Annotated in this window: 25 protein-coding genes; 5 read left to right on the top strand and 20 right to left on the bottom strand. The window is 62.9% G+C overall.

All coding sequences use genetic code 11. The features are described from left to right. Nucleotides 1-155: 155 nt before the first annotated feature. The 17 genes from NQV17_RS06165 to NQV17_RS06085 all read right to left on the bottom strand — a co-directional run bounded on the left by NQV17_RS06165 (nt 156) and on the right by NQV17_RS06085 (nt 12,143). Nucleotides 156-2,705 carry a phage tail protein gene (locus tag NQV17_RS06165; protein ID WP_257770488.1) on the bottom strand — a complete coding sequence of 850 codons (2,550 nt, stop codon included), beginning with the start codon at nt 2,703-2,705 and terminating at the stop codon, nt 156-158. Further along, on the bottom strand, nt 2,702-3,313 hold the full coding sequence (locus NQV17_RS06160) for a phage tail protein I (protein ID WP_257770486.1): 612 nt from the start codon (nt 3,311-3,313) through the stop codon (nt 2,702-2,704). Before NQV17_RS06160 ends, NQV17_RS06165 begins: the two co-directional genes overlap by 4 nt. Then, entirely contained in the window at nt 3,306-4,220 is a 915-nt protein-coding gene (locus NQV17_RS06155; protein WP_374692679.1) for a baseplate J/gp47 family protein, read from the bottom strand. The genes NQV17_RS06160 and NQV17_RS06155 overlap by 8 nt, the downstream gene beginning before the upstream one ends. Beyond that, a complete protein-coding gene (locus NQV17_RS06150; protein ID WP_257770482.1) occupies nt 4,217-4,582 on the bottom strand; it encodes a GPW/gp25 family protein in 366 nt (121 codons plus the stop codon). Before NQV17_RS06150 ends, NQV17_RS06155 begins: the two co-directional genes overlap by 4 nt. Beyond that, nucleotides 4,579-5,280, bottom strand: coding sequence for a phage baseplate assembly protein V (locus NQV17_RS06145; protein WP_257770480.1), 702 nt, complete (start codon nt 5,278-5,280; stop codon nt 4,579-4,581). The genes NQV17_RS06150 and NQV17_RS06145 overlap by 4 nt, the downstream gene beginning before the upstream one ends. Before the next feature lie 108 nt (nt 5,281-5,388). Then, nucleotides 5,389-5,859: a hypothetical protein gene (locus NQV17_RS06140; RefSeq protein WP_257770478.1), complete on the bottom strand. Its 471-nt coding sequence runs from the start codon at nt 5,857-5,859 to the stop codon at nt 5,389-5,391. A gap of 90 nt (nt 5,860-5,949) precedes the next feature. Further along, nucleotides 5,950-6,402 carry a phage virion morphogenesis protein gene (locus NQV17_RS06135; RefSeq protein WP_257770476.1) on the bottom strand — a complete coding sequence of 151 codons (453 nt, stop codon included), beginning with the start codon at nt 6,400-6,402 and terminating at the stop codon, nt 5,950-5,952. Beyond that, nucleotides 6,402-6,812 carry a phage tail protein gene (locus tag NQV17_RS06130; RefSeq protein ID WP_257770475.1) on the bottom strand — a complete coding sequence of 137 codons (411 nt, stop codon included), beginning with the start codon at nt 6,810-6,812 and terminating at the stop codon, nt 6,402-6,404. The genes NQV17_RS06135 and NQV17_RS06130 overlap by 1 nt, the downstream gene beginning before the upstream one ends. Beyond that, the gene (locus tag NQV17_RS06125; protein ID WP_257770474.1) at nt 6,809-7,300 is read right to left on the bottom strand and encodes a hypothetical protein; all 492 of its coding nucleotides are present in this window, start codon (nt 7,298-7,300) and stop codon (nt 6,809-6,811) included. The genes NQV17_RS06130 and NQV17_RS06125 overlap by 4 nt, the downstream gene beginning before the upstream one ends. After that, the gene (locus NQV17_RS06120; protein WP_257770472.1) at nt 7,297-8,097 is read right to left on the bottom strand and encodes an N-acetylmuramidase domain-containing protein; all 801 of its coding nucleotides are present in this window, start codon (nt 8,095-8,097) and stop codon (nt 7,297-7,299) included. Before NQV17_RS06120 ends, NQV17_RS06125 begins: the two co-directional genes overlap by 4 nt. Next, complete coding sequence (locus NQV17_RS06115; protein WP_257771204.1) at nt 8,090-8,410, bottom strand: phage holin family protein; 321 nt, start codon at nt 8,408-8,410, stop codon at nt 8,090-8,092. Before NQV17_RS06115 ends, NQV17_RS06120 begins: the two co-directional genes overlap by 8 nt. Further along, complete coding sequence (locus NQV17_RS06110) at nt 8,410-8,784, bottom strand: phage holin family protein (protein WP_257770470.1); 375 nt, start codon at nt 8,782-8,784, stop codon at nt 8,410-8,412. Before NQV17_RS06110 ends, NQV17_RS06115 begins: the two co-directional genes overlap by 1 nt. 2 nt (nt 8,785-8,786) lie before the next feature. Continuing rightward, nucleotides 8,787-8,999, bottom strand: a complete 213-nt coding sequence (locus tag NQV17_RS06105) for a tail protein X (protein ID WP_257770468.1) — start codon at nt 8,997-8,999, stop codon at nt 8,787-8,789. Then, nucleotides 8,999-9,481 (bottom strand): head completion/stabilization protein, encoded by a 483-nt coding sequence (locus NQV17_RS06100; protein WP_257771202.1) that lies wholly within the window; start codon nt 9,479-9,481, stop codon nt 8,999-9,001. Before NQV17_RS06100 ends, NQV17_RS06105 begins: the two co-directional genes overlap by 1 nt. 104 nt (nt 9,482-9,585) lie before the next feature. Further along, nucleotides 9,586-10,272, bottom strand: a complete 687-nt coding sequence (locus NQV17_RS06095) for a terminase endonuclease subunit (RefSeq protein ID WP_257770466.1) — start codon at nt 10,270-10,272, stop codon at nt 9,586-9,588. Then, the gene (locus NQV17_RS06090) at nt 10,269-11,288 is read right to left on the bottom strand and encodes a phage major capsid protein, P2 family (RefSeq protein WP_257770464.1); all 1,020 of its coding nucleotides are present in this window, start codon (nt 11,286-11,288) and stop codon (nt 10,269-10,271) included. The genes NQV17_RS06095 and NQV17_RS06090 overlap by 4 nt, the downstream gene beginning before the upstream one ends. A 36-nt stretch (nt 11,289-11,324) precedes the next feature. Then, entirely contained in the window at nt 11,325-12,143 is an 819-nt protein-coding gene (locus NQV17_RS06085) for a GPO family capsid scaffolding protein (protein ID WP_257770462.1), read from the bottom strand. Between the two features lie 144 nt (nt 12,144-12,287). Here NQV17_RS06085 and NQV17_RS06080 point away from each other — a divergent pair, with 144 nt between their 5' ends. Together NQV17_RS06080 and NQV17_RS06075 are read left to right on the top strand one after the other, a co-directional pair. Beyond that, a complete protein-coding gene (locus NQV17_RS06080) occupies nt 12,288-14,054 on the top strand; it encodes a terminase ATPase subunit family protein (protein ID WP_257770460.1) in 1,767 nt (588 codons plus the stop codon). Beyond that, nucleotides 14,054-15,103 carry a phage portal protein gene (locus NQV17_RS06075; RefSeq protein ID WP_257770458.1) on the top strand — a complete coding sequence of 350 codons (1,050 nt, stop codon included), beginning with the start codon at nt 14,054-14,056 and terminating at the stop codon, nt 15,101-15,103. Before NQV17_RS06080 ends, NQV17_RS06075 begins: the two co-directional genes overlap by 1 nt. A 500-nt stretch (nt 15,104-15,603) precedes the next feature. On the opposite strand, the gene NQV17_RS06070 is transcribed toward NQV17_RS06075, so the two are convergent. Next, nucleotides 15,604-16,404, bottom strand: a complete 801-nt coding sequence (locus NQV17_RS06070) for a DUF4145 domain-containing protein (RefSeq protein ID WP_257770456.1) — start codon at nt 16,402-16,404, stop codon at nt 15,604-15,606. Nucleotides 16,405-16,660: 256 nt separating this feature from the next. On the opposite strand from NQV17_RS06070, the gene NQV17_RS06065 reads away from it, so the two are divergent. Beyond that, entirely contained in the window at nt 16,661-18,382 is a 1,722-nt protein-coding gene (locus NQV17_RS06065) for an ATP-dependent endonuclease (protein ID WP_257770454.1), read from the top strand. Nucleotides 18,383-18,712: 330 nt separating this feature from the next. On the opposite strand, the gene NQV17_RS06060 is transcribed toward NQV17_RS06065, so the two are convergent. Together NQV17_RS06060 and NQV17_RS06055 are read right to left on the bottom strand one after the other, a co-directional pair. Further along, on the bottom strand, nt 18,713-19,003 hold the full coding sequence (locus NQV17_RS06060) for a hypothetical protein (protein ID WP_257770452.1): 291 nt from the start codon (nt 19,001-19,003) through the stop codon (nt 18,713-18,715). Between the two features lie 394 nt (nt 19,004-19,397). Further along, nucleotides 19,398-20,156 carry a TIGR00730 family Rossman fold protein gene (locus NQV17_RS06055; protein ID WP_044845264.1) on the bottom strand — a complete coding sequence of 253 codons (759 nt, stop codon included), beginning with the start codon at nt 20,154-20,156 and terminating at the stop codon, nt 19,398-19,400. Between the two features lies 1 nt (nt 20,157). On the opposite strand from NQV17_RS06055, the gene polA reads away from it, so the two are divergent. Beyond that, a complete protein-coding gene (gene polA / locus NQV17_RS06050) occupies nt 20,158-22,911 on the top strand; it encodes a DNA polymerase I (RefSeq protein ID WP_257770450.1) in 2,754 nt (917 codons plus the stop codon). 280 nt (nt 22,912-23,191) lie between these two features. Further along, complete coding sequence (locus tag NQV17_RS06045; RefSeq protein ID WP_044845266.1) at nt 23,192-24,526, top strand: NAD(P)/FAD-dependent oxidoreductase; 1,335 nt, start codon at nt 23,192-23,194, stop codon at nt 24,524-24,526. Nucleotides 24,527-24,610 lie beyond the last annotated feature (84 nt).

Raw genomic sequence — 24,610 nt, 5'->3', positions numbered from 1 at the left:
AGGTTGTACAGAGTCGCGCCACAACCTAAATGGCCGCCGGCGCGTAAGATCGTGGGCGTCAGCTATGGGTGCGGGCCATGTGTGACGTTGCCGCATCACGCACGTCGTCGCCGACCCACTTGTCAGCTCGCTTCAACCTCGGCGTCGCTCGATGACTACCGTTCAAGCTGTTCAACGCGTGCAGTCAGTTTGTCGTACTGCTCTCGCGTTTCTTCATGCAACGTCCTAAGGTACGCCGACTCGAACATAAGGCACTCCGTGTATCGCAGCCCGTATCGCGTACCTGCCGGACGATTGACGGGCGTACGCACTTCCTCCTCGGCCATCTCCATCACCGGTATTCGGTACATCAACGGTTCGCCGGTTTCGTCATCGATCACGACCGCGCCGGACTCGTCGACGACCTCCTGTTCAACGAACTGCGGAACCAGCACCTCGCGCGGGGTACGTACCGGCTTGCCGTCGACAATATCGATTTCGTGGACCGTCATCGAAACTGTCTTCTGCCGTTGTACCGTTTTCGTCTCGACGACAATATCGTCGATAAATACGTCGTCGATGCAAAACATCGCATAGCGTGCCGGATCGAGTCCCTCGGATTCGAATGCCCGCATCACGTCCTGTGCAATGAGTCCCGCATGCAGCCGTGCGCTCTCTTCGCCCTTCTCCTCGACCGATTCAATGAATTGGTAGATGCAAGGCTGGATCCTCGCCCATGCCGCCATTTCTGCGCGCGTGAGCGGGCCACGCACCTTCTTCAGGCGAGCATCCGACGTGTTGATTGTTGCGGTCGATGCGTACACGACGTCTGCCCGATGACTCGGCGTTCCGACGGTGGACTTCGCATCTTCCTTGAAGTCGATCGACCCACCGAAGAGAGCCAGACCGGAGGCGAAGAGCGTGAGCCCATTGCGCGGTTTCGACGCATCGTTGCTAATTCCAAACTGGTGCATGGCGGGATCGGCGCGCGGCGTCTTGAATTCGCTGAATCCACCATAGGCGTAGCAGTACGGATCGACGACGGTATGGCCGCGACCGAATGCGCCGGCGTACTGTCCGGACACGGTGTTGCCATATCCGGACACCACGCTGTACCGGCCCGACACGACGTGCAAATACCCTGCGACGAGGCAATCAATGTCCGACACCGACGATCCGACACCGAACACGGCGCAACCTGGTGAAGTAACCGTCAGACTCGCGCCGACGGCGATGCCGTTCGCCGCACCCTGCGAAACTGCCGGGCCAACTGCGAGCGCGCCCTTGTAATTGGGATTCCGATCCGCGCCCCCCGCAAAAATCGACGATTCGGTATAAACAACCGCATCCCCATATTTCGGATTCGCCCCCGGCATCCCCGCTGCAATTCCGTCACGGTTCCGCCAGATGGTCTGCGGGATGTGCCAGGAGCGCGGCACATGCTGCAATGCCCGATAGAAACGGTGGTAACCGAATTCCCACAGGTCCGCGCCAAGGTAGTGCGTCTGATCGGACGTCGCGAGTCCTTTCGAGTTGACACTGATGACCCACGGATCGATTCCGCCGCCGAGCCATTGAATCGCCTTCTTCGGTTCATATCGATCATGCAGGTCGGACATTTCGCCAAGCAGGATCGGCGTGGTTTTCGGAAACCACGACTCTGACCGAAGTTGCGAAACCAGCGTTTTCAGGTCCGCGAGATACTCGTCGAACGTGCGCAGATAGTCGGCTTCGCCCTGCATCCACACGAACGCGTCGACGCGCTTGACGCCCGCCGATACAAGTTCCGGCGATGCCAGCGCTGCATCGATCTTTCCCTTTCCGGCCGCATACCGCTCCGACTCTTTTCCTGCGCCGATCCAGTCGCTGATGGGACGGCCGCTACGTGCGTCGAAAATGATGTAGACCGGGCGACCAGTTTCGTCCGCAAGCCGATGGGCGAGCGCCAGCGTCAAGTTGTTGCATCCGCTATTTCCGTTCGGAGCCGGCAACGACCACGGGCGCTTCGTGTAATCGCTCGCCCCCCAAGTGCCGGCCACCGCATCCCAACTCTTGACCAATGGCGAAGCCGGATTCGGTCCACCGCTGTTGGCGCCGAGCTGATTCGACTGCCCCCAGCCGACGAGGACGATCGGGGTCGACGACAGAGCCGCGCGATTCGCGGGCGAATTCAACACGGCTTTGTTGATGATGTGGCCGAGCGTACCCACAGGGTACGTCACGGTCACGTCGTGCTTGATCCGACCGGCTGCCGCCGCAACCATGTCGTCGACGTATTGGCGCGTCGCGAGCACGACGGACGGATCGATCTTCAATTGAACATTGGCCGCGCTCGCGATCGCAAGCACCATTCGCACGGTCTGGGTTCGGCTTGCACCCTCGGCGAGTATCGGTTTATACGACGGCGGGCAATTGGCAACGGCGAGAGTGTTTCCGTCGCTGTCATGCACGGCATATTCACGAATCCACCAGCCACCGACGTTCTCCGGCAACACCGTCTCGATGACGACATAGCTCGGGTTGTTTGGATCTGGAAAAACGTGATTGATGTTCGTACGATGAACCTCATTCACGAGCTTCTGTTGTTTTCGATCCGGGATCGGCACCGCTCCCGCACCATCACCGAAACTCATCGTGACAAAGTCCAGCTTCTGGCCGAGCACGATCGCATTCGCGAGTCGTGCCTCACCGATTTCTGTGAGGAGAGTGAAGTAGTCGAGATTCATGGGCGCGTAGTAAGTGTGTCAATTACATGGGTTCCGCCGCCGACGACGACATAGCCGGTCGCGGTTATTTGCTTCGGGGTGTATGGATAGACCGTCTGCATGTCGCCGTCATACGAGGCTGCGGCGAGATGGAGCGGCCCGCGCGAGACGAGGACGACGTCCAGGCCAGCGAGATGCCGACTCGCCGGCTTCGCGCTATTGATGAGACGCAGCAGCTCGGCATGCATGATTTCCGTGATGCCAGAATCGAGCACACCAACGCGCAGCCTGAACGTACCGCGGCTCGCTAGGGGCGTCTCCTGCCACCACTCGATCACCTCGATCAGTTGCGCGACAGGTTCTATCGCGTGTCGTACGGCTGCGATAGTTCCCTTCATTAGAGAGATACGAATCGCATTGCGAACGACGCCTCGCTTGCGTTCTTCCGGCCACGCGGCGTCCCACGTGTCTACGCCAAGGTGCCAGGCCAGCCACGGCAGCAAGGCGAGCGGGATTCGATCCGGATCCATCAGCGTGTCAATCGGCACGGGAATATCGCTGATGCGTGCACCGACTCTCGCGAGGCTGCGTTCAAGCGGGGTCGCGTTGGGTGGGAGCAGGTCAGTCATTTCGGTAAATTCCGCCGTCGAGCACCTCGATTTCGGTGCAGAACGCCGCTTCGTGCGTCGATACGGGGATGTCGGTTGCGGGCTCGAGGAGGATGACCTTCTGGACCCCGGACACGCGCAAGGCCGCGGAAATGCCGTCTCGAGTGACCTCTTCACCGAGCTTGTGCATGCCGGTCGTGAATTTCCCAACGCGCTTTTTTGCTTCGCTTAATGCGACCTCACGATCTGGCCCATCGTAGAAAATCAACGTAGCCGTCACCGTGTATCGCTTGATGATGGCGCTCCTCGCATCCACGCGATCGCCAATCGGACGAACATCTTCCGGAGACAGGGCTTCAGTGACACGATCCAGCAGCGGCTTATCTGCCGTGCCGTCCCCGTCACGTGACAGCACCGTGACGACGATTTCAGCTCCTGCAGGGCTTTCGACCCACACATCGCGCACACGCCCGTCAGCGTTGAGAGCTTTCGAGCGATATGCGGCCTCTGGGCCGGCTACTGAGAAGCCCTGCGGTGCGAGCTGCGTGCGGTAGCGCAGATCGGTATCACCTTCGTAGACCCCGTCGATACCGTTTTCCGGATCCGGCTCGTTGATCGTGTGTCGCTTAATGCCGAACAGGGCGGCAAGGTGCTCAAGATTTCCGCGCTCGGCGAAAGCCAACATCAGAGCGCGTGCGGAGTCGATCACGTATTGACGCAGGAGCATTTCGCGATACGCGTTTTCTTGCAGCGCACGCGTCAGCGGTTCCGATTCCAAGTCCAGCGTCGCGGTGACTTGTTGCTGCTGATCAGCAGGATAGAAGGACACGAGCCGTGCCTTGCGCTCAGCCAGCAACGTTTCAAAGTCGATCGTTTCGATGACGTCGGGAGCCGGGAGGAGGGAGAGATCGATCATGGCCGCGCTCACGACCTACCTCGCATGTTCGGCGTCGGCACACGTAGCGATACCGGCATGCCTGCGTTTGGGCCATCCGTGCGTTCGCCGTGCAGCTCGAGCATGGCAGCGCCATCAATACCGGATTCGGAGAAGTCGACCTGGGTGACCTGGATGCGCGGCTCCCACCGGGCCAACGCCATGACGGACGCTGCCATCACGCGCATGCGCATCAGCGGATTGATCGGACCGTCGATCAGCTCGGGCAGCAATGACCCGTAGTCGCGACGCATCACGCGCGTGCCGAGCGGCGTGAACAGGATGTCCGCGACGGATTGCTCGATGTGGGCCTGGCCGCTGATAGCGCGGCCGGTGCGTGCATTCATGCCGATCATGCGCCCCCCGGAATCGGCTTCGTGGTCCGGGCGTATTCGCCCTGGGCGTCGTGCGGGTGCTTCACGAGGCTCACGTTCTGCGCCTGCACGTCGACGTCTGCCGTCACAGTGCCGGTGACTCGCGCGTTGCCGTCAATCTTGATGACAGGGCCGCCAGTTCCACGCCCGTCCTTGCCGGTCACGCCGGAGTCGAAGGAGAGTGGCCCTTTCACGCGCAGCGCGCCCGTTACGACCGTGTCGTCGGCGTCGATGGTGACGTTCTTCGCCTTGACGGTCGCGTCATCGGTTTCGACCCGGACACTAACCGGCGCGACGACGCGCACGGTCGCGCCTGCGGGCAGCACTGCCGTGAGTGCATGTGATGCGAAGTCGTACGCGATGCACGCTAGATCCTTGTAGACGCGGACGTGCTGCGTCGGGCTCGAGCTGGGCGCGTCGTGGCCGTCGCAGTAGACGCCAGGGAGAAAGAGGCTGGTCGTCGGCTCACCGGACGGGCAGAGCAGCAGACCTGGCTCGCCGATCGACGGCGGATCCCAGGTGATGCTGTCGCCCGTGCGCTGCGCTAGCCACCGAATCCAGTCGGTTTGCAGTCCGCCCGATTCGACGCGCACGCGGCGGGCATCGTGATCGACGTCGATCACGGTGCCCTCGCGCAGCAGGCTTTCGAGTCGGCGGTTCAGGTCGGCAAAATCATCCATGCGGCGAGGATGCCGCGCGCGCGGGGGTGGGTCACGCGGATATGGTTGTAACCGACCGTGGCACAACCGAAGCCCGCCAGAAATATTCGGCGGGCTTCGGACGGTAGGTTACGAGCCGTGACCGTACGATGTGGGATCGAGCGTGTCCTGGATGGACTTGAGTAACAGTACCGCCATGTTGTAAGCGATCTCGTCATCGAACTTAACCGGTCGATGTAAGCGATTACCGTTATGCGCGGTGATGAAGCCGTACCCAGACAGGATCACCGACATTATCTCGGCCGCAGATTTTTTGTCGTCGGCGGTTGTGCGAACCACTGAGAATGTTACGGTCGCTGCGATGGTCCTATCGTCGCGAGTGTGCTCTGCGGCACCGATGATTTTGCCATGTGGCGTCGTGATGACGATTGAGTCCTCGTCCGGTGCGACCACGGCCGAGACTCCTTTCGATGTCAGCTCGGCGTTGCCGAACTCGACTCCTATGCCGGTGAAGAAGGCACGAACGGATTTGTTCAATGTCGCGCCTTGGGACAGAAAAGTGAACACCTGATTCACGTCGCCGCTGTTGAGAAATTCCAAGATGGTCTCCTTTTTCGTGGAGATCCCATTCTGACGACCTGTCAACATCGTAACAAGGGGCCTGTCTTCGCGAATTCGGCGCACGTCGTGCTATCGCGACAGAAACTCGAGGACGACGTCAGCGATCCGGTGTATGTCCGCGTCGGCCAGGCCGAGCAGTTCGCGCGCGGGATACTTCACGACCGGACCACGATTGCGTTCCACGCGATCGCGCAGGCCCTCCTGGTGGACGCGGGCGATGCGCTCGACCTGGCGCGTGAAATGCAGCACCGAGGCATCGGCGGTCGCGGCGGTCTTGAGGAACCGCGCGGTGCGTAGCTTCGCGAACATTGCGCGCCGGATGCGGCCCTTCTTGCGCCGGGCCTGTGGCTTGCGCGGTGCGAAGCGGCTACCGTCCGGGTTGCGGGCTTCGGCGATGCGCCGCGAATGGCGCCGGCGTAGCTCGGCGGCCAGCCCTTTCGCCAGGACCACACGCTGCCCGGACGTGAGCCGGCCGAGCAGGCCGGCCGCCCAATCCTCGGCGCGGGACAGTCGATCGACCATCAAGCCCCCGCGATCGGCGGCTCGCCGAAGTGGCGAATCTCGTAGCCGCCCGGCTGCTCGACCACGCCGACGCGCTCGGTCAGCTTCAGCAGGATCTCGACGTCCGATTTGCCGTTGTCGAGCAGCTCGGCCTGGAACTTGAACCCGTCACGGCAGAGATCGCGGTTGAGCAGCAGCTCGGGCTGGTGGATCTTCAGCCAGGCGATGATCGGCACCATCAGGTGATCCGAATGGCCGGCGTAGTCGATCACGACGATGTTGAGCGTGTACGCATACTCGAACGACAGCGACTTCGCGGCGGTGACGGCAATCGACCCGTGTTCGATGAAGATGTGCAGCCGGTCGGGATCGCGCGCGAACTCGGGCAGGGCGGCGGTGAGCGCCGCGCGTAGGCTGTTGGGTTTGTTCATGGCGCCGGTTCCTCCGTGTCGCGTACTCGAGCCTGCAGCGCGATCAGTTGCTCGGCGTTTTCGTAACAGGTGGTGTAGTTGCCGGCGACGGTTGCGGCAACTGCAGAGAGCGCAATGCCCGAGGGGGCCGCATCAGCGCTTCCGGGATCGCCCACCGGCACGTTGGCGGCGGCGCCGTCGTGCACGCGCACAAACCCGACAGGAACAACGCAGGCGCGATCAGCTTCGCGATCCACATAAACGGGAACCTCCTTGATGATGGTGTTGCCTTTCTCGCGGACGACCTGGACGCGGTCGACGTACTGCGTGACGACCTTCACGTCGCGGCGTGCCGCGTCGCGCTCGGCCGTACGATCGCGCACGTCGCGCGCGAGATCGTCGACGCGCTGGCCGGCGTCGACCATGCGCGCATGCTGGGTCGCGATGACGGCGGCAGCTCCGGCGAGCGCGATCGCGCCGGCGACGAAGATACGGGCGCCGGTCGTCACGCGGCCGCCCGGCTGTAGCGATCGAACGCCCGTTCGAGCTTGACGTCGTACAGGTTCTCCGCGTACGCCTTGCCGTTGTACAGCTCGGCGAACTTCGCCCACTTCTTGCCGCGCAGCGCGGCGAGCATCACCTTGTCCGCCAGGACGAAGCGGACGAATGCCTCGAGCTGCTCGGCTTCGCTGACCTTCATCGTCTCGACGAACGCGAACACGTCCGGGTAGCCGAGCGCCTTCCAGTGGAAGCCCATGATTTGAAACGCGCCCCAGCTCGTCGCCTCGAGCGCGCACGCGGCGGAAATTTGCGACGCGCTCGCCAGGCGCGCATATTCCGCCGCGTCGCCGGCGTAGCCGCCGCGCTTCGAGTTGACCAGGGCTGGATGCTTCGCCGCCAGCGCGTTCGCGTCCAGGCCGGCCGCCGCGAGCTGGCGGTACATGATGTGCCGCTCGTACAGGATCACGGGCCGGCCGTCAGGCAGGAACCCGGCACCTTTCGATTCCACCTCATTGACGGCACGCACGGCCGCGAGATCGGCCTGCAGCCGATCGGCCGCGCGCTGCAGGTCGGCGTCGGTGAGATGGCGCGGGTCGCGCCGGCCGGCCGAGAGTGTCGACCAGGTCTTCGGGCCGGCAATGCCGTCTGCGACCAGCCCGTGCGTGGCCTGGAACGCCATCACGGCGTTACGGGTCACGCTGCCGTAAATCGCGTCGGTGTCGAGACGCGCGCCGGCCGCGATGAGCCGGCGCTGCAGGTAACCGACATCGGCGCCGCGGTCGCCGAGGCGCAGGGTCTTATACATGGCGCCCCCATACCTTGAATTGCAACATGCGAGCGATCAGGGAGTCGCGCGGGTTGCCACGGTGGAACAGCTCGACGACGTTGCCGCGAACGCCGTACACGGCGAGGCACAGGACGCCGACCAGCACTGTGTCGGCGAGATTCGCCGGCGGCAGCATGCCGAACGCGGCGCGGATCGGCGCGGCGCCAGCGGCGACCGCGATCGTGTATGCCAGGCATGCAGCGAGCGGCCGGTGCGAGCTCGTGCCACGGCGGAAGGTCACGAGGCGCAGGGCGAGCGCCGCGCACAGCAGCACGTAGACGGTCGTGAGCATCACTTTTCCCTCCCCTTGAACATGTTCAGCAGCCGATCGGGCGCATCGGCCTGGGCGATCAGCCACAGCAGCAGTTTCACGACGAGCGCAGACGCGATCAGCGCGCCGATGCCGGCGTGCACCTCGACGCGTGCCGGCAACGCGGCGTCGAGCGCGGCGGCGAACAGCTCGGCCGTGAGGCACCCGGCGACGAACGAGATCACGAAGAACGCGATGCGCTTTGGAATCGACGGGTCGGCGGCCGTCATCACGAACAACAGCGAGCCGGCGAACGCGCCCATGACGACGTTGGCGTCGACGCCGGGAAACAGCGACAGCGCGGCGACGCCGAGCGCTGCGACCGTCGCGGACGACGTGGAAATAGGTTCAGCCATTCTCAGTCCCATAACTGGAGCCGCTCGGCACCGGATTGCACCGCTTGCGGTACTTCGTCGGGCAGCTCGACGAGCAGCCCGTGAGGCAGGATCGGGCCGTACTGCGCCACGTCCCGGTTGAGGTCGAGCACCGCTTCGACAATGCCGCGCGTGCGGCCGAGCACGCGCCAGCAAAGCGCGTCGATGGTTTCGCCCTGGAGCGCTCGCACCTCCATCAGATCAGCTCCACCGTCATGCGAGGGCGGCCGATGATGTCGCTGATTGCCCAGCGGGCGTCACGGCGCAGCTCGTCGCCCTGGGGCTCCAGCTCGTCTGCGCGGCGTGCGCCATCGCCCGTCGTGTCGTAGTCGCGGTACCGCTCGATGAGCGTCGCTTTCGCCAGGCAATACACCGCGCGCCGGTAGTGCTGCAGCCGTACGCTTTCGCCGTCGAGCTGGTCGGCCGGCACGTCGGCCAGGTACGTGATGCCGGCATCGCGCCACGCCGCGCGTGCGCTGCGCAGCTCGTCGTTTACCTCGGCGATCGCGGCGAGCAGCTCGTGCCGCAGACGAGCGTCGGTGATCGACCCGTCGAGGCGCATCGTGTCGCGCGCGTGCTCGAGCGACACATCCGGGTAGAACGGGTCGTTCTTGATCGGCTTGGCGGGTTCCGTATCCGCCTGCGCGCGCGGCAGCGGCGGGGTTGAGACAAATGACATGGTCGGGTTCGTCAGGTTGATCGGTAGAGGCGGTGGACGGGGCTTTCGCGCGGACACTGCCGGCTACGGCCCCGTGCCGCCTGGTGCGCGGGGTACGCTCGGTGTCAGCCACCGGGGCCGGGCTGGCTCCCGTTGGCGGAATTCTTCAGCTCGCGCTCGAGCCGCTCGATGTCCTTCTTCACGCCCACGTTCGCGAAGAGTTGCAACGCGCGGCGTAGATGGTCGAGGGCACGCGCAGGATCGGAAGCGGAGAGGCCGTAGCCGATCGCCTTGTGCAGCTTCGCGCGAACTTCGTCGGGCATATCGGCCGTTGCGGTGACCTGCTCGATCTGGACGAGCGGTTCGACCTGGATGGCATCGCCAGCGCGATGGGCGCGCAGCGCGGCCTCGGCGAATTCCTCGACGAGCAGGCACGGCGTGCTGCGCTTGTACTGGTCGGGCAGCGGGAGAGCGTGCCGCAGCGCGTAGGCGCCGATCTCGAGCGCGCCCTGATAGTCGCCGACGTCGACGCGCCAGACCATGATCGTCATTAGCACGTCGTCCTGGGCGCCGGCCGCGCCATCGAGCACGCCCGCGACCCACGCGTCGTATGCGGGCAGAAACTGACGCTTAAGGTCGGCCTTGCGTTCGAGGGACTCGACAGCCTTCAGCGCGCGGCGGTGTTCGTCGAGCTGCGCGAGCATCAGCGTATATGCCGAGTCGTCGCGCAGCCCGCCGACACTCGCCGGCGTGCCGCGCGCGGCCGTAGCCGCGACGGTGCGCTGGAAGTGTTGGCGGAACGGGTTCGTCATGCGCCACCCTGCGGAGCGGCCGGGGCAAGGTCGACGAGCTGGATGTTCTCGACCACGCAACCGGCTCCGTACTGCTCGATCACGTACGCATCGTTCGAGCTTTCATAGTTTTCGATGCGGTCGCGCTCGGGCACTTCCTTCAGCGAGCGCCGGCGCGCGCTCATCTGCCAGTAGATCGAGAGGTTGTCCAGGCGAGTGACCATCAGCGCATGTGCGGGGAAGAACGGGACGCTGACTGCGGGCAGGTTGCCGACGCGCTTCTGCGAGACGACGATGTCGGTTGCGAGCGTTTCGCTCGACGGCTGCACCTGGTTGATGAGCGGGAAATACTTGTCCTGGAGCAGCTCGCGGCCACAGATCACGACGAGTTTCGGGTCTTCGGCGTACCACGGGTCGAGGAACTCGTTGCGCGCGAGCGAAACGACGGCGTCGAGATTCTTGAATTCCTCGCCCTTGCCGATCTTCACGCCCGAGAACACGCGTTGCTTTGCGTTGTTGCGGTACTGCTGCAGCCAACCGATGTTCACGTCCTGCAGGAGCGGGTTCTTGGCGAGATCGGTATCGTCCGCAACCTTCACGCCGTTCCAGCCGATCATGATGCGATCGAGTGCCTGACGCACGATGATGGAATCGCGCAAACGTGCCTGGAAGTCCGGGAACTTCGCCCACGCGTCGAGCTGCTGATAGCGGATGTGCGTGTCGTAGTTCGTCTTCTCGCAACGGTATTTCTGGTTGTCGAGTGCCGAGACGTCGCGCGTTTCACGCATTCGCTTGGTCGTATCGGTGCGGCTCGCGATCGGGCCGGATACGCCGAGGCCAATCTTCTCGCCCTCCAGTTCGTCGACGCCGTGGATGTTGATTCGGCCGAGGAATGCGCTCGATTCCTGGATCTTGGTTTCGAGCGTTTGCTGCACGCTCGGCGCGACAGAAAACTTCTTCGTGGCATCGCTGATGCCGTTCAGTTCCTGGATGCGAGCCAGATACCGGTTGTACTGCTCGCGGGTAGTGTTCCGCATGGGTTCTCCGTCTAGGGGAAATTGGATGAGGCCGGGTTAGCAGTCGGTCTGCGCCCCGTTGTCGCTGCCCGTCGACGTCGGACGCTGTTGCGTGCTGCTGTCGGTGCGCGACAGTTTCTGGACCAGCTCGCTGTGTCGCTTGTCGCCGTCCTGCTGCGCGCGCTTCAGCTCGTCGAAATTGGTGTTGAACTTCTCGAGCTGCTCGAGCACCTGGCTCTGGCTCTCCGCAAGCGCGACGACCGATTGCGAGAGGTCGGAAAAGCGCTGGTCGTCGGTTGCTTCCTTGCGGTTCAGCAGGCCGCGCACCTTCGAGAACAGCGACTTGCCGGCATCGTTCGTTCGCACCTCGTCTTCGTCCAGCTCGATGTCAACCGCGACTGAAGCGCTGAACAGGTTTTCGGGGCGCTGCTTGCGCGTATCGAGCGCCTTGCTTGTCGCGGTGAACTCGAGCATTTCGGTGCCGAGGCTTGCCGGGTTGTCGGTGACAGCGAGGCCGACCAGATACGCCTCGCCGGTGCCGGCGAAGTCGGGATCGACCTCCATCGACGTGTAGACTTTCTGGCGCTGCTCGGTGGTCATCGCGATCAGGTCTTTCGTCGGCGACAGCTGCGCGAGCAGGCGCGTTTTGCCGTCCTGGTGGTCGGTCTTCAGCGCGATCACGTCGCCGTATGCGCGGAACGCGCTGTCCGGATACATGCCGCGGATGTGTTCCATGTTGATGCGTGCGCCGTACGTCTTCGGGTCGTAGCTGCTCGCCATCTGCTCGAGCATCGTGCGGTCGATCTTGCGACCGTCAGTGGTCGCGCCTTCCGTCGCGATGCAGAAAAACTTCGTCTTCTTTGCGTCCTGTGCCATGTGCGAATCCGCTGAGAGGGTGCTGTTTTCAGGGATTCCAGTTTCGGCAGTTCGAACCGGTGTCGCAACGCATGTTGGTTGTGCGCGCAACTGATACAACCGTATGCAGTAGGGCCTACGCGCGCGCGTCGGTAGCCTTGCTGCATGACTGCACTTCCCATCGATTCTTCCGACGTTGATCCACGCCGACGCGCGCGCGACCTGTACTGGCAGGGGTATCGCATCGCGCGCATCGCAGAGCTGCTCGGCGTGAAGCCGGCCACGCTCTACAGCTGGAAAAAGCGCGACGGATGGGACAAGACCGAGCCGGTCGATCGCGTCAACATGACGATCGAGGCGCAGCTGATAAAGCTCGTCACGAAGGAGGCGAAGGAAGGGCGTGACTTCAAGGAGATCGACCTACTGACGCGTCAGCTCGACCGGTTGCGCTCGCGGCCAGCGAACGATGCAAAGGTGAGCGAATCCGGGGGCGGTGGCGGCACGCGCCGATCACGCAGCTCGGACGACCGCAACGCGTTCAGCGAAGAGCAGATCGAGAAGTTGAACGACGCGTTCCTCGAATCGATCTTCGACTATCAGCGTACCTGGTATCGCGCGGGCTTCAAGGAGCGGATTCGCAACATTCTCAAGAGCCGGCAGATCGGCGCGACTTGGTACTTCGCTCGCGAAGCGCTACTCGACGCGCTGAACACGGGCCGCAATCAAATTTTCCTGTCGGCCAGTAAGGCGCAGGCGCACGTGTTCCGCCAGTACATCGTCCAGTTCGCGAAGGACGCGGTCGGCGTCGAGCTGAAGGGCGATCCGATGGTGCTGCCGAACGGCGCGACGTTGTACTTCCTCGGCACCAATGCGCGCACGGCACAGAGCTATCACGGCAACCTGTATTTCGACGAATACTTCTGGGTTCCGCGCTTTCAGGACCTGCGCAAGGTGGCGTCGGGCATGGCGATTCACGATCACTGGCGTCAGACGTATTTCTCGACGCCGTCGAGCCTCGCGCACGACGCCTATCCCTTCTGGTCGGGCAAGCTGTTCAACCGCGGTCGACCGAAAGATCAGCACGTGTCAATCGACATTTCGCATGCGGCACTGGCCGCTGGCCGGTCGTGCCCGGATGGTCAGTATCGCCAGATCGTGACGGTCGAGGACGCGGTGCGCGGCGGCTGTAACAGTGGAGCGAGGCCGCTCTTCAACCTCGACCGGTTGAAGCTCGAGTACAGCACGGAGGAATACGCGAACTTGCTGTTGTGCGAGTTCATCGACGATTCGCTGTCAGTGTTCCCGCTGTCGACGCTGCAGTCTTGCATGGTCGACACCTGGGAGGTGTGGGACGACTTCAAGCCGCTGTACCTGCGCCCATTCGGCGACGAAGAGGTGTGGATCGGTTACGACCCGTCGCACACGGGCGACAGTGCCGGCTGCGTTGTCCTGGCGCCGCCGAAGTATCCCGGCGGGAAATTCCGCGTGCTCGAGCGCTTCCAGTGGCACGGCCTCGACTTCGAAGCGCAGGCCGCTCAGATCGAGGCGTTGACCAGGCGCTACCGCGTGACCTACATCGGCATCGACACGACCGGGATCGGGCAGGGTGTCTATCAGCTCGTCACGAAGTTTTTCCCGGCCGCGACGCCGTTCCACTACTCGGTCGAGATCAAGACCGCGCTCGTGATGAAGGCGCAGAACGTGATCCGCAAAGGCCGGCTCGAGTTCGACACTGGCTGGAAGGATTTCGCCGCCGCGTTCATGGCGATCAAGAAAACGATCACGCCCAGCGGGCTGCAGGTCACGTACAAGGCGAGCCGATCCGAAGAGGCGAGCCACGGCGACCTGGCCTGGGCGTGCATGCACGCGCTCGCGAACGAGCCGCTCGAGGGCGCGACGAGCACCAATACCGGATTTATGGAGCTTTTCTGATGTCACGCAAGATTCGACGCGGCGCCGGGCGCCGCACGTATGGCCGCGCCGAACAGGCCGCCGAATCCACGCCGGCGCCGACGCGCACGGAGGTGTTCTCGTTTGGCGATCCGATCGAGGTAATGGATCGGCGCGAGCTGCTCGAGTATGTTGAATGCATGCGGATGGGGAACTGGTACGAGCCGCCGCTGCCCCTGGACGGCCTCGCGCGCTCGTTTCGGGCTGCGCCGCACCACAGCTCGGCCATCTACGTGAAGCGCAACATCCTCGTGCAGTCGTATATCGAGCATCCGCTGCTGTCGCGCGCGGACTTCAGCCGGTTCGTGCTTGAGTACCTGGTCTTCGCGAACAGCTACCTCGAGCTGCGAACGAACCAGCTACGCGCGCCGATGGCGCTGAAGTCGTCGCTCGCGAAGTACACACGGGTCGGCGTCGAGCCGGGTCAATTCTGGTTCGTGACGAACGTGCGGGAGCCGTACGAGTTCCCGAAGGGCTCGGTCTATCACCTGTTCGAGCCGGACCTGAACCAGGAGATCTACGGGCTACCCGAATACCTGTCGGCGTTGAACTCGACCTGGCTCAACGAAAGCGCGACGCTGTTTCGCCGGCGCTACTACAAGAACGGGAGCCACGCCGGCTTCATCCTGTACATGACCGACGCGGCTGAAAAGCAGGAGGACGTCGACAACCTGCGCTCGGCACTGAAGAACGCGAAGGGGCCGGGGAACTTCCGGAACCTGTTCATGTACGCCCCGAAGGGGAAGAAGGACGGCATCCAGCTCCTGCCGATCGGCGAGGTCGCGGCGAAGGACGAGTTCTGGAACATCAAGAAGGTGACGGTTGAGGATCAGCTCGCGGCGCACCGGGTGCCGCCGCAGCTTATGGGAATCATTCCGTCGAACGTGGGCGGATTTGGTGACGTGGAGAAGGCGGCAGGGGTATTCAACGGTCTCGAGATCGAACCGCTGAAGGCGCGACTCCGGGAGGTGAACGACTGGCTCGGTATCGAGGTCGTGCGGTTCAGGGACTTCGAGATGCCGAAGGGCTGACGCCCGACCGCAACCGGCAAAGCAAAGCCGCCGGGCACTTTGGTGCCGGCGGCTTTTTTGCGTCCGTCGCCAGTGCGTAGCCTCGGCGGATTAGGGCGCCTCTGAGCGGCCGCGGCGTCGACATACCCCTAGAGCCGGATCGGACCGCCGCAGGGCCGTGGCGGGCCGCCTGACGCATCGGAGGCGTCATCCCAGGGGCCGGACCCTGCCCCTGGGATGACGATTCAGACCCGGCGCGCGCAGTTGTGACCCCGCCCCACCTGCCCGCGAAAACGAACGGTTTTTATGCACTTATGCGACCGGCGCTCGGGGCCGCCTGGCACGGGCCGCGCGGCGCTCGGCGGGCTAAATCTCCCATGCAGTTTTATGCGCCTTGGTTATGCAGTCTCTGCGATCCGAGGTTTCGTGCTCCCCTCGTCCGGCGAAGGCGCCCCAAACGGCTGAAAGGAAAAAGGCGGCGATTGCTGAGCACGCTCACGATCGAAGATCGAGGTATCCGCTTACTTTGCTGGTTTTGCCATGTCTCGCCGATCGATAGCATCTCGCTTGCTCTGCGGAAGCATTTCATAAAGGCTGTCGACTTCACGGGGATGCGTGATCATCTGTTCGGCGACGAGATTCACTAACGTCAAAAGCTTCGCCGCGGTTTCCACATCGTCACGAACATCAATTTCGCCAGGATGCACGCTCTCGTTTCCGACTACGCGGACGATGTCTAGCGCACGCTGGATTTTTGGGCTCAAGCCCTTCTTCACGAGAGACGCGATGTCCGTGTCGATGTGTTTCCCAGGCTCTCCGAGCTGGACACACAACTTCTGGACGGCAAGGCGAAGCAGCGCGGCGGCGCCACGTGGCGAAACATTGAGGATTGAACGAGCCTCGATGAAGTCAGCTTTCACATCCTCGCTCAAATCGTCATTGGGCAAAATGCTGGGCGCAATCTCGGGATAAACGAGCCTGTCGTGAACCCAGATCGCCACACCGCGACAGTTATAGCATTCGCTCAAATGCAAGTTTCCTATTTCGCCATCAGCGAACACGTTCCGCTGGTCGGCCGTTATGAAGGGGGCGCCGGACTGGAGTCGCTTGAGATATTTGGCGAAGCGTTCCCGGCTCTCTTCGTCCAATTCTTCATCGGCAAGCATTTCCGCTTGATCGTCGGGCGAGGGGAAATAGGGGACGCGACTTGGTTCAGTGAGGCGAACCGAGTGAAGTCGATGCCAGGTTTGTGATGTCAGCGCTCCGCAGTGGGGGCAGTTGAAGGCGGTTTCACTCGCAGCAGGTGCGACTATCTTGCTCATTTGGGGCCTCTCGCGATACTCGTCGTGTGGTTGGGTCGAACGCGCATTTGCCGTGTATTGTGGTGCAGATCATGATGCGGTGGTAGTGCGTGAGCACGTCTAGTCTCGTATCAGGTGTAACCGCACGCGAAGCGGGGATGATACGAAGGCTAGGATGTGTGAGATAGCGATACACTGATGTGGCCACTGAAGGTGCGTTCGGCCATTCACAGATGGTCGGTACGGAAGAACAACGAAAAATTACAGCGGGGTTGGCATGAAAATATCTAAAGTTGAGATTCGAAGATACCGGGCGTTCGATAGGCAAGTGACAATTCCACTCAAGGATTTTACCGTCGTAACCGGACCTAACAATTTAGGTAAATCGACAGTCCTTAGTGCGCTGGAAGTATTCTTTTCGCATTTCGAGACGGGTCGTAGGCGATATGGTTCCTATTCATACGAAATCGACTATCCGAAGCGATATCAAGGGCGGTCAGGGAGGCGCTGGCCGACGGAAATTAAAGTCGAAATGGACATTGATGACCAGGATGTCGCTTTGATACAAGGGGATGCCGATATTGGTCCGGATCCGACGATTTCGGTTGCAATAAAATTCGAATGGCACGATCTCAGTAAGGCATTTCGGCCAAATTATTATTTAACTGGGGTGCCGAAAGGTCTGGAAAAAGGGGTTTTCATCTGGCTGTCCGAGCACGTTCGATACGTCTACATCTCGGCTGAACGAGGAGTAACGAACTTTCGCCGCACGATATATGACGAAGTTGTGTCAGGTGCGTTAGCCCGGATCAGCCGTAGTAAGCAGCGTCTTCAAGCGTTAGAGAGGTTGTTTGAGGATGTGAAGGCAGAAATCGCGGTTGTCGAGAAAGAGCTTGTCGAAGAGCTGCGACAGTATCTTCCGTCCGTTAGGGAAATGAATTTCTCCATTGAAGATTGGAGCCTCGAACGTCTAGTGTCTGTAAGTGATGTCATCGTTGATGATGGAGCAAAAACTCTTTTGCGTCATAAGGGTGACGGATTTAAAAGCCTGTTCTCGATGTCTCTTTTGCAATATGTTGCAAGGCAAAAAAGCACGAGGAATCTGATTTTTGCGATTGAAGAGCCAGAAGCACACCTTCATTCCTCTGCCATCTATGAAATTAAGGGGGCGTTGCGGAATTTGTCGTCTGATTTTCAGGTGTTGTGCACTACGCACTCCCCGATTTTGATTCAAAGGGATGACATTAAAGCGAACGTAATTGTAGAAAGTTCGGGCGGGGAGGCGGATTTTTATTCGACTGCACGAGCGGCAGGGAGGCTAGAGGACATCCGGAAATCATTGGGGATCAAGCCACATGAGAACATGACGACCGCGGAAGTTGTCATTGTGGTCGAAGGCGCGAGCGAGGAAACCGTCCTCCCTGCCGTTCTCGGGCGACTATCGGCGGCGCTGGCTACTGCGTTTTCATCAGGGCGTGTCAAGGTGTTGTCCGCCGGGGGCGCGGCCAATATCCCGGCGGTTGTGCGAGCACTGGCGCGAGACGCCGCCACATGTCTGGTGTTCATCGATGGCGATGACGAGGGCCGGGCGGCTTCGAAGCGCGTCAGCGAGTCCGGCCACATGCTTCGCGAAGACGTTTTCGAGGTTGCTGGCCGCCCCGACTGCCCCGACACGGAGTTCGAAGACCTTTTCGTGCCGGAGGTATATCTCAACGCAGTTTCGCAGTGTGTGGCGTTCGATATCACGCCTGACGAATTTCACGACGCGCAGCGGCGAAGCGGAGGCAAAGGTAGGAGGTGTGCGAAATGGTCGGTCGTCATGGAGCGGATACTGAATGCGCAGGGTATGAGTTGGGATGCGATGTCCGACGATGTCAAGTCGGCTGTTGCAGCGTCAGTCGCCGAACATGCAAAAACATGCCGTCTCGAAGAGATTGGTTGGGGACGTGGGCTGGCGGGCAAGGTAGCGCGCTACCTTAGCGAAGTCGCGGAAGCCTAACCTATGTGCATGAAGTCTTGATATGCGGCACGAATCCAGTGTTCGATCGTCCGCAAGAGTCGTCTAACTTGCTCCGAGAATGCAGCTGAAATCCCCACGTAATCGTGAACGGTAGTTCCGCATAAAGTTTGAGGAAGTGACGCAAGGCCTTGATTTGACACGATTTTGTGTCTGCAAGCTGCGGAGCTTCGCGGAAGTGGCGTTCCAGTGACGTGAACGCCGCGCAAGCCGCGGGCGTAACGACAAAGGCCGCACGCGAACTTTCGTTCACGTGCGGCCTTGTTCTTTGTCCTGCAGTGCGCGAGCCCGATCGAACCCGCACTCGGATGCTCAGCATTCGCCCTTCTTCGCGTGTCCCGGCGGGCAGTGGTAGCCGCCGTGACCGCGATGGCGCTCATGATCTTCCCACTCGCGGCGCTCCCAGTAGCGGCGGCCGTCCCAGTAACGATCGCCGTGCCAGCCGACGATGACCGCGGGCGCCGGTGCGACCACGACAGGCGCGGGCGCGACGACGACCGGCGCGGGCGTGCCGATGTTGACGTCGACGTTGACGGCGTGGGCCAGGCCGGACAGCGAAACACCGAGGCCGGCGAAGGCGAGGGCGATCAGCGAACGTTTCATGTTGTTTTCCGTGATGTCGTTGTCGAAAGGCCGGCGCGACGCGATGGACGCGAGGGGGGATCGTTCCACCGGGGGGACGCCACGCCGACAAGAGGCAGTGTGCGGGCGCCGCACGGAAAATGCGAGCGGCATTTGTTACGGCAGATTGACGTCAGGCCGGCCGGCTGGACCGATGGCCGGCAGCGTGATTTGACAATGGTCGGTCCCGGGCGTGGCACGCGTCGAATGCGTTGTGCGGCACCGGCCGCCCGGATTTGACATTCGACGGCGCGCGGCCGCGTTGCGGGATTAACGCGACGTTACAAAATGACGCGCGGCAGGTGGCGGAATCGCCATGCCTGCCGCGCGGGAAGCGGGATGCCGGCCGTGAAGGCCGGCCGTCGAGTCGATCGAATTACAGATAGAACATGCGGTCTTCTTCGGGCCGCGGCGGATGATCGTCACCATCCGCGCCTTCTTCCTCGCCGCTGTCCTCGTAGAACGCGAGCACGGCGTCGAGCACCTGGTCGGGATCGTCGATCACCTGCATCAGGTCCATGTCTTCCGGATTGATGAGGCCGTTCGGGATCAACTGGTCGCGGAACCATTGCAGCAGCCCCTGCCAGAACGTGCTGCCGACGAGAATGATCGGCACGAGGCGCGACTTCTTCGTCTGGATCAGCGTGAGCACTTCGGACAGTTCGTCGAGCGTGCCGAAGCCGCCCGGCATCACGATCACCGCGTCGGAGTTCTTCACGAACGTGACCTTGCGCGTGAAGAAGTGGCGGAAGCGCAGCGAGATGTCCTGGTAGTGGTTGCCGGCCTGCTCGTGCGGCAGCTCGATGTTCAGGCCGACCGACGGCGCCTTGCCGGCGTGCGCGCCCTTGTTCGCGGCTTCCATGATGCCGGGGCCGCCGCCGGAGATCACCGCGAAGCCGGCGTCGGACAGCTTGCGCGCGATCTGCACGGCCAACTTGTAGTGCGGCGTATCGGGCTTCAGACGGGCAGAACCGTAGATGCTGACGGCCGGGCGGATCTCCGACAGGTACTCGGTCGCCTCGATAAACTCTGCCATAATCGTGAACATCTGCCACGATGCGCGCGCCTTCTTGGCCGTCGCGCGTTCTTGATCTGCGAGCGAACGCAGACTCGGAATCACTTTTCTCTTGTTCATAATGCCTGAAGAACGAAATCTGGAAGGTAAGACCCTGCTATTGGTTGACGGTTCGAGCTATCTGTATCGGGCTTACCATGCGATGCCTGATTTGCGTGGCCCTGGCGGGGAGCCGACCGGAGCGCTCTACGGAATCATCAACATGCTGCGTCGTATGCGCAAGGAAGTCAGTGCAGAGTATAGCGCTTGCGTGTTCGATGCAAAGGGCAAGACGTTCCGCGACGACCTTTATGCCGACTATAAGGCAAACCGTCCGTCCATGCCGCCCGATCTTGCATTGCAGGTCGAACCGATTCACGGCGCCGTGCGCGCGCTCGGCTGGCCGCTGCTGATGGTCGAGGGCGTCGAGGCCGACGACGTGATCGGCACGCTCGCGCGCGAAGCCGAGCGGCACGGGATGAACGTGATCGTGTCGACCGGCGACAAGGACCTCGCGCAACTCGTCACCGATCACGTCACGCTCGTCAACACGATGACCAACGAGACGCTCGATCGCGACGGCGTGGTCGCGAAGTTCGGCGTGCCGCCCGAGCGGATCATCGACTACCTCGCGCTGATCGGCGACACCGTCGACAACGTGCCCGGCGTCGAGAAGTGCGGGCCGAAGACGGCCGTGAAGTGGCTGTCACAATACGACAGCCTCGACGGCGTGATCGAACACGCAGGCGAGATCAAGGGCGTGGTCGGCGACAACCTGCGCCGCGCGCTCGACTTCCTGCCGCTCGGCCGCAAGCTCGTGACCGTCGACACGGCCTGCGATCTCGCGCCGCATCTCGAATCGATCGAAGCGTCGCTGAAGAGCGACGGCGAAGCACGCGACCTGCTGCGCGACATCTTCGCGCGCTACGGCTTCAAGACGTGGCTGCGCGAAGTCGACAGCGCGCCCGCCGAAGGCGACGGCGCCGATGCGCCGGAAGGCGACCCCGCACCGGTGGTGGCCGTGGACATCGTCCGCGAGTACGACACGATCCAGACCTGGGAGCAGTTCGACGCATGGTTCGCGAAGATCGACGCGGCCGCGCTGACCGCGTTCGACACCGAAACCACGTCGCTCGACCCGATGACCGCGCGGCTCGTCGGCCTGTCGTTCTCGGTCGAGCCGGGCAAGGCCGCGTATCTTCCGGTCGCGCATCGCGGTCCCGACCTGCCCGAGCAACTGCCGATCGACGACGTGCTCGCGCGCCTGAAGCCGTGGCTCGAATCGGCCGACCGCAAGAAGGTCGGCCAGCACCTGAAGTACGACGCGCAGGTGCTCGCGAACTACGACATCGCGCTGAACGGCATCGAGCACGACACGCTGCTCGAATCGTACGTGCTCGAATCGCACCGCACGCACGACATGGACAGCCTCGCGCTGCGTCATCTGGGCGTCAAGACGATCAAGTACGAAGACGTGGCCGGCAAGGGCGCGAAGCAGATCGGCTTCGACGAAGTGGCGCTCGAGCAAGCCGCGGCGTATGCGGCCGAGGATGCGGACATCACGCTGCAGCTGCATCAGGCGCTGTATCCGCAGGTCGCGCGCGAGGCGGGCCTCGAGCGCGTGTATCGCGAGATCGAGATGCCGGTGTCGCTCGTGCTGCGCAAGATGGAGCGCACCGGCGTGCTGATCGACGACGCACGCCTGCAGGCGCAAAGCAGCGAGATCGCGACGCGGCTCATCGAGCTCGAGGGCCAGGCGTACGAACTGGCGGGCGGCGAGTTCAATCTCGGCTCGCCGAAGCAGATCGGGCAGATCTTCTTCGAGAAGCTGCAGTTGCCGGTCGTGAAGAAGACGCCGAGCGGCGCACCGTCGACCGACGAGGAAGTGCTGCAGAAGCTCGCCGAGGATTACCCGCTGCCGAAGCTGCTGCTCGAGCATCGCGGGCTGTCGAAGCTGAAGTCGACCTACACCGACAAGCTGCCGCGCATGGTGAATCCCGCAACGGGCCGCGTGCACACGAACTATGCGCAGGCGGTCGCGGTCACGGGCCGTCTCGCGTCGAACGATCCCAATCTTCAGAACATTCCGGTGCGCACGGCCGAAGGCCGGCGGATCCGCGAGGCGTTCATCGCATCGCCGGGGCACCGCATCGTGTCGGCCGACTATTCGCAGATCGAACTGCGGATCATGGCGCACATTTCCGGCGACGCGTCGCTGCTCCGCGCGTTCTCGCAGGGCGAGGACATCCACCGCGCAACCGCCGCCGAAGTGTTCGGCGTGACGCCGCTGGAGGTCAACTCCGACCAGCGCCGGATCGCGAAGGTGATCAACTTCGGGCTTATCTACGGGATGAGCGCGTTCGGCCTCGCGTCGAACCTCGGCATCACGCGCGATGCGGCGAAGCTCTATATCGACCGCTATTTCGCGCGCTACCCGGGCGTCGCGCAGTACATGGAAAACACGCGCGCGGTGGCGAAGGAGAAGGGTTACGTCGAAACCGTTTTCGGCCGCCGCCTGTGGCTGCCGGAGATCAACGGCGGCAACGGCCCGCGCCGTCAGGCCGCCGAGCGCGCCGCCATCAACGCACCGATGCAGGGCACGGCGGCCGACCTGATCAAGCTGTCGATGATCGCGGTGGACGACTGGCTCACGCGCGACCGGCTCGCGTCGCGGATGATCATGCAGGTGCACGACGAACTGGTGCTCGAGGTCCCCGACGAAGAACTGTCGCTCGTGCGCGAGAAGCTGCCCGAAATGATGTGCGGCGTGGCGAAGCTGAAGGTGCCGCTGGTCGCCGAAGTGGGCGCCGGCGCGAACTGGGAAGAGGCACACTGACGCACCCCCGTGCGATTCCCGTTTCCCGCGGCATATTGTTGCAGGGATGCTGAATATCGAGATGGTTTGCTTGTGGTCAACGCGCAAGCTCCCGGACAATGCAAGTCGGTCAGGTCATTGTCGCGGGGGCAGCGCGCCCCGTGTTCCGGCATCGGACGCATCGAAGTGTTTCGAACTGCACATCGATGATGTCCGAACCGGTTAATCCAACGGGCGGCGCGAACGCATCGCGTCTGCCTCGTGCGGCGGCAGCAGTTTCGAATCGCAAAGGGGGAATCAGATGCATCGGATCATCATCGTAGGCGGCGGCGCAGGCGGCCTGGAACTGGCGACGCGGCTCGGCGACCGTTACGGCGCGCGCGGCAATCGTCCTGCACGTGCGCTCGTCACGCTGGTCGACCGCAATCCGACCCACATCTGGAAGCCGTTGCTGCACGAGGTCGCGGCCGGCAGCATGGACCCGTTCACGCAGGAGCTCGAATACGCGGCGCAGGCGCGCTGGCATGGCTTCGAGTTTCAGCAGGGCGAACTGACCGCGCTCGACCGCACGGCGAAGCGCATCACGCTGTCGCCCGTCAACGACAGCGACGGCGCGGAGCTGCTGCCGGCGCGCGACCTGGAATACGACACGCTCGTGATCGCGATCGGCAGCACGACGCACTTCTTCGGCGTGCAGGGCGCGGCCGAAAACGCGATCGCGCTCGATACGGTCGGCGAGGCCGAGCGCTTCCGCAAGCGCCTGATCGCCGCGTGCATGCGCGCCGAGCATCAGGCGCCGGCGCAGCCCGCGCCGGGGGCGGCGGCCGAGCCGCGCATCCAGGTCGTGATCGTCGGTGGCGGCGCGACGGGCGTCGAGTTGTCCGCCGAGCTGCGCAATACCGCGCAGGTGCTGTCCGTCTATGGGCTGCACAAGCTCGACCCGCAGCACGACGTCGGCATCGTGCTGATCGAATCGGGGCCGCGGATTCTGCCCGCGCTGCAGGAGCGCGTATCGACGGCAACGGCCGAGCTGCTCGAAAAGCTCGGCGTGCGCTTGATGCTCGCCGAGCGCGTGACCGAAGTCGCGCCGGGTTTCGTGCACACCGCGAGCGGCAAGACGGTGCGTGCGGATCTCACGGTCTGGGCGGCCGGCATCAAGGCGCCGTCCGTGCTGTCGAATCTCGACGGCCTGCAGGTCAACAAGCTCGGCCAGCTCGACGTGCGCCGCACGCTGCAGACCTTCACCGACGACAACGTATTCGCGCTCGGCGATTGCGCGGCCTGCGTCTGGCCCGGCAACGAGCGCAACGTGCCGCCGCGCGCGCAGGCGGCGCACCAGCAGGCGAGCTTCCTGCTGAAGGCGATCGGCTGCCGGCTCGACGGGCGTTCGCTGCCGGAATTCACGTATCGCGATTTCGGATCGCTCGTGTCGCTCGGTCATTTCAGCGCGGTCGGCAACCTGATGGGCGGGCTGATCGGCGGCAACATGCTGATCGAAGGGCTGTTCGCGCGCTTCATGTACATGTCGCTGTACCGGCTGCACATCGCGGCGCTGCACGGCTATCCGCGCATGATGCTCGATACGGTCGCGCACTGGCTGCGCCGCACGACGCTGCCGCGCGTCAAGCTGCACTGACGCGGCCGCACGTTCGTGCGCCAGGCGGGCAGGGAATGCGCATCGCGCGCATTTCCTGCCCGTTGTCGCTTCAAGTGCCGGGTG

Origin of the sequence: Burkholderia sp. SCN-KJ, assembly GCF_024656005.1 — a bacterium.
GTDB lineage: Bacteria > Pseudomonadota > Gammaproteobacteria > Burkholderiales > Burkholderiaceae > Burkholderia.
Note: the sequence above shows the minus strand (reverse complement) of the source record. Positions and strands in the feature narration are given on the sequence as shown.

What these genes read in the sequence shown, in the direction of transcription:
- NQV17_RS06090 (WP_257770464.1), bottom strand. Translation starts at nt 11,288, where the DNA reads ATGCGGAACACTACCCGCGAGCAGTACAACCGGTATCTGGCTCGCATC.
- NQV17_RS06095 (WP_257770466.1), bottom strand. Translation starts at nt 10,272, where the DNA reads ATGACGAACCCGTTCCGCCAACACTTCCAGCGCACCGTCGCGGCTACG.
- NQV17_RS06115 (WP_257771204.1), bottom strand. Translation starts at nt 8,410, where the DNA reads ATGCTCACGACCGTCTACGTGCTGCTGTGCGCGGCGCTCGCCCTGCGC.
- NQV17_RS06100 (WP_257771202.1), bottom strand. Translation starts at nt 9,481, where the DNA reads ATGTCATTTGTCTCAACCCCGCCGCTGCCGCGCGCGCAGGCGGATACG.
- NQV17_RS06150 (WP_257770482.1), bottom strand. Translation starts at nt 4,582, where the DNA reads ATGATCGGCATGAATGCACGCACCGGCCGCGCTATCAGCGGCCAGGCC.
- NQV17_RS06060 (WP_257770452.1), bottom strand. Translation starts at nt 19,003, where the DNA reads ATGAAACGTTCGCTGATCGCCCTCGCCTTCGCCGGCCTCGGTGTTTCG.
- polA (WP_257770450.1), top strand. Translation starts at nt 20,158, where the DNA reads ATGCCTGAAGAACGAAATCTGGAAGGTAAGACCCTGCTATTGGTTGAC.
- NQV17_RS06135 (WP_257770476.1), bottom strand. Translation starts at nt 6,402, where the DNA reads ATGGTCGATCGACTGTCCCGCGCCGAGGATTGGGCGGCCGGCCTGCTC.
- NQV17_RS06110 (WP_257770470.1), bottom strand. Translation starts at nt 8,784, where the DNA reads ATGGCTGAACCTATTTCCACGTCGTCCGCGACGGTCGCAGCGCTCGGC.
- NQV17_RS06160 (WP_257770486.1), bottom strand. Translation starts at nt 3,313, where the DNA reads ATGACTGACCTGCTCCCACCCAACGCGACCCCGCTTGAACGCAGCCTC.
- NQV17_RS06165 (WP_257770488.1), bottom strand. Translation starts at nt 2,705, where the DNA reads ATGAATCTCGACTACTTCACTCTCCTCACAGAAATCGGTGAGGCACGA.
- NQV17_RS06065 (WP_257770454.1), top strand. Translation starts at nt 16,661, where the DNA reads ATGAAAATATCTAAAGTTGAGATTCGAAGATACCGGGCGTTCGATAGG.
- NQV17_RS06145 (WP_257770480.1), bottom strand. Translation starts at nt 5,280, where the DNA reads ATGGATGATTTTGCCGACCTGAACCGCCGACTCGAAAGCCTGCTGCGC.
- NQV17_RS06085 (WP_257770462.1), bottom strand. Translation starts at nt 12,143, where the DNA reads ATGGCACAGGACGCAAAGAAGACGAAGTTTTTCTGCATCGCGACGGAA.
- NQV17_RS06070 (WP_257770456.1), bottom strand. Translation starts at nt 16,404, where the DNA reads ATGAGCAAGATAGTCGCACCTGCTGCGAGTGAAACCGCCTTCAACTGC.
- NQV17_RS06045 (WP_044845266.1), top strand. Translation starts at nt 23,192, where the DNA reads ATGCATCGGATCATCATCGTAGGCGGCGGCGCAGGCGGCCTGGAACTG.
- NQV17_RS06055 (WP_044845264.1), bottom strand. Translation starts at nt 20,156, where the DNA reads ATGAACAAGAGAAAAGTGATTCCGAGTCTGCGTTCGCTCGCAGATCAA.
- NQV17_RS06080 (WP_257770460.1), top strand. Translation starts at nt 12,288, where the DNA reads ATGACTGCACTTCCCATCGATTCTTCCGACGTTGATCCACGCCGACGC.
- NQV17_RS06120 (WP_257770472.1), bottom strand. Translation starts at nt 8,097, where the DNA reads ATGTATAAGACCCTGCGCCTCGGCGACCGCGGCGCCGATGTCGGTTAC.
- NQV17_RS06130 (WP_257770475.1), bottom strand. Translation starts at nt 6,812, where the DNA reads ATGAACAAACCCAACAGCCTACGCGCGGCGCTCACCGCCGCCCTGCCC.
- NQV17_RS06075 (WP_257770458.1), top strand. Translation starts at nt 14,054, where the DNA reads ATGTCACGCAAGATTCGACGCGGCGCCGGGCGCCGCACGTATGGCCGC.
- NQV17_RS06105 (WP_257770468.1), bottom strand. Translation starts at nt 8,999, where the DNA reads ATGGAGGTGCGAGCGCTCCAGGGCGAAACCATCGACGCGCTTTGCTGG.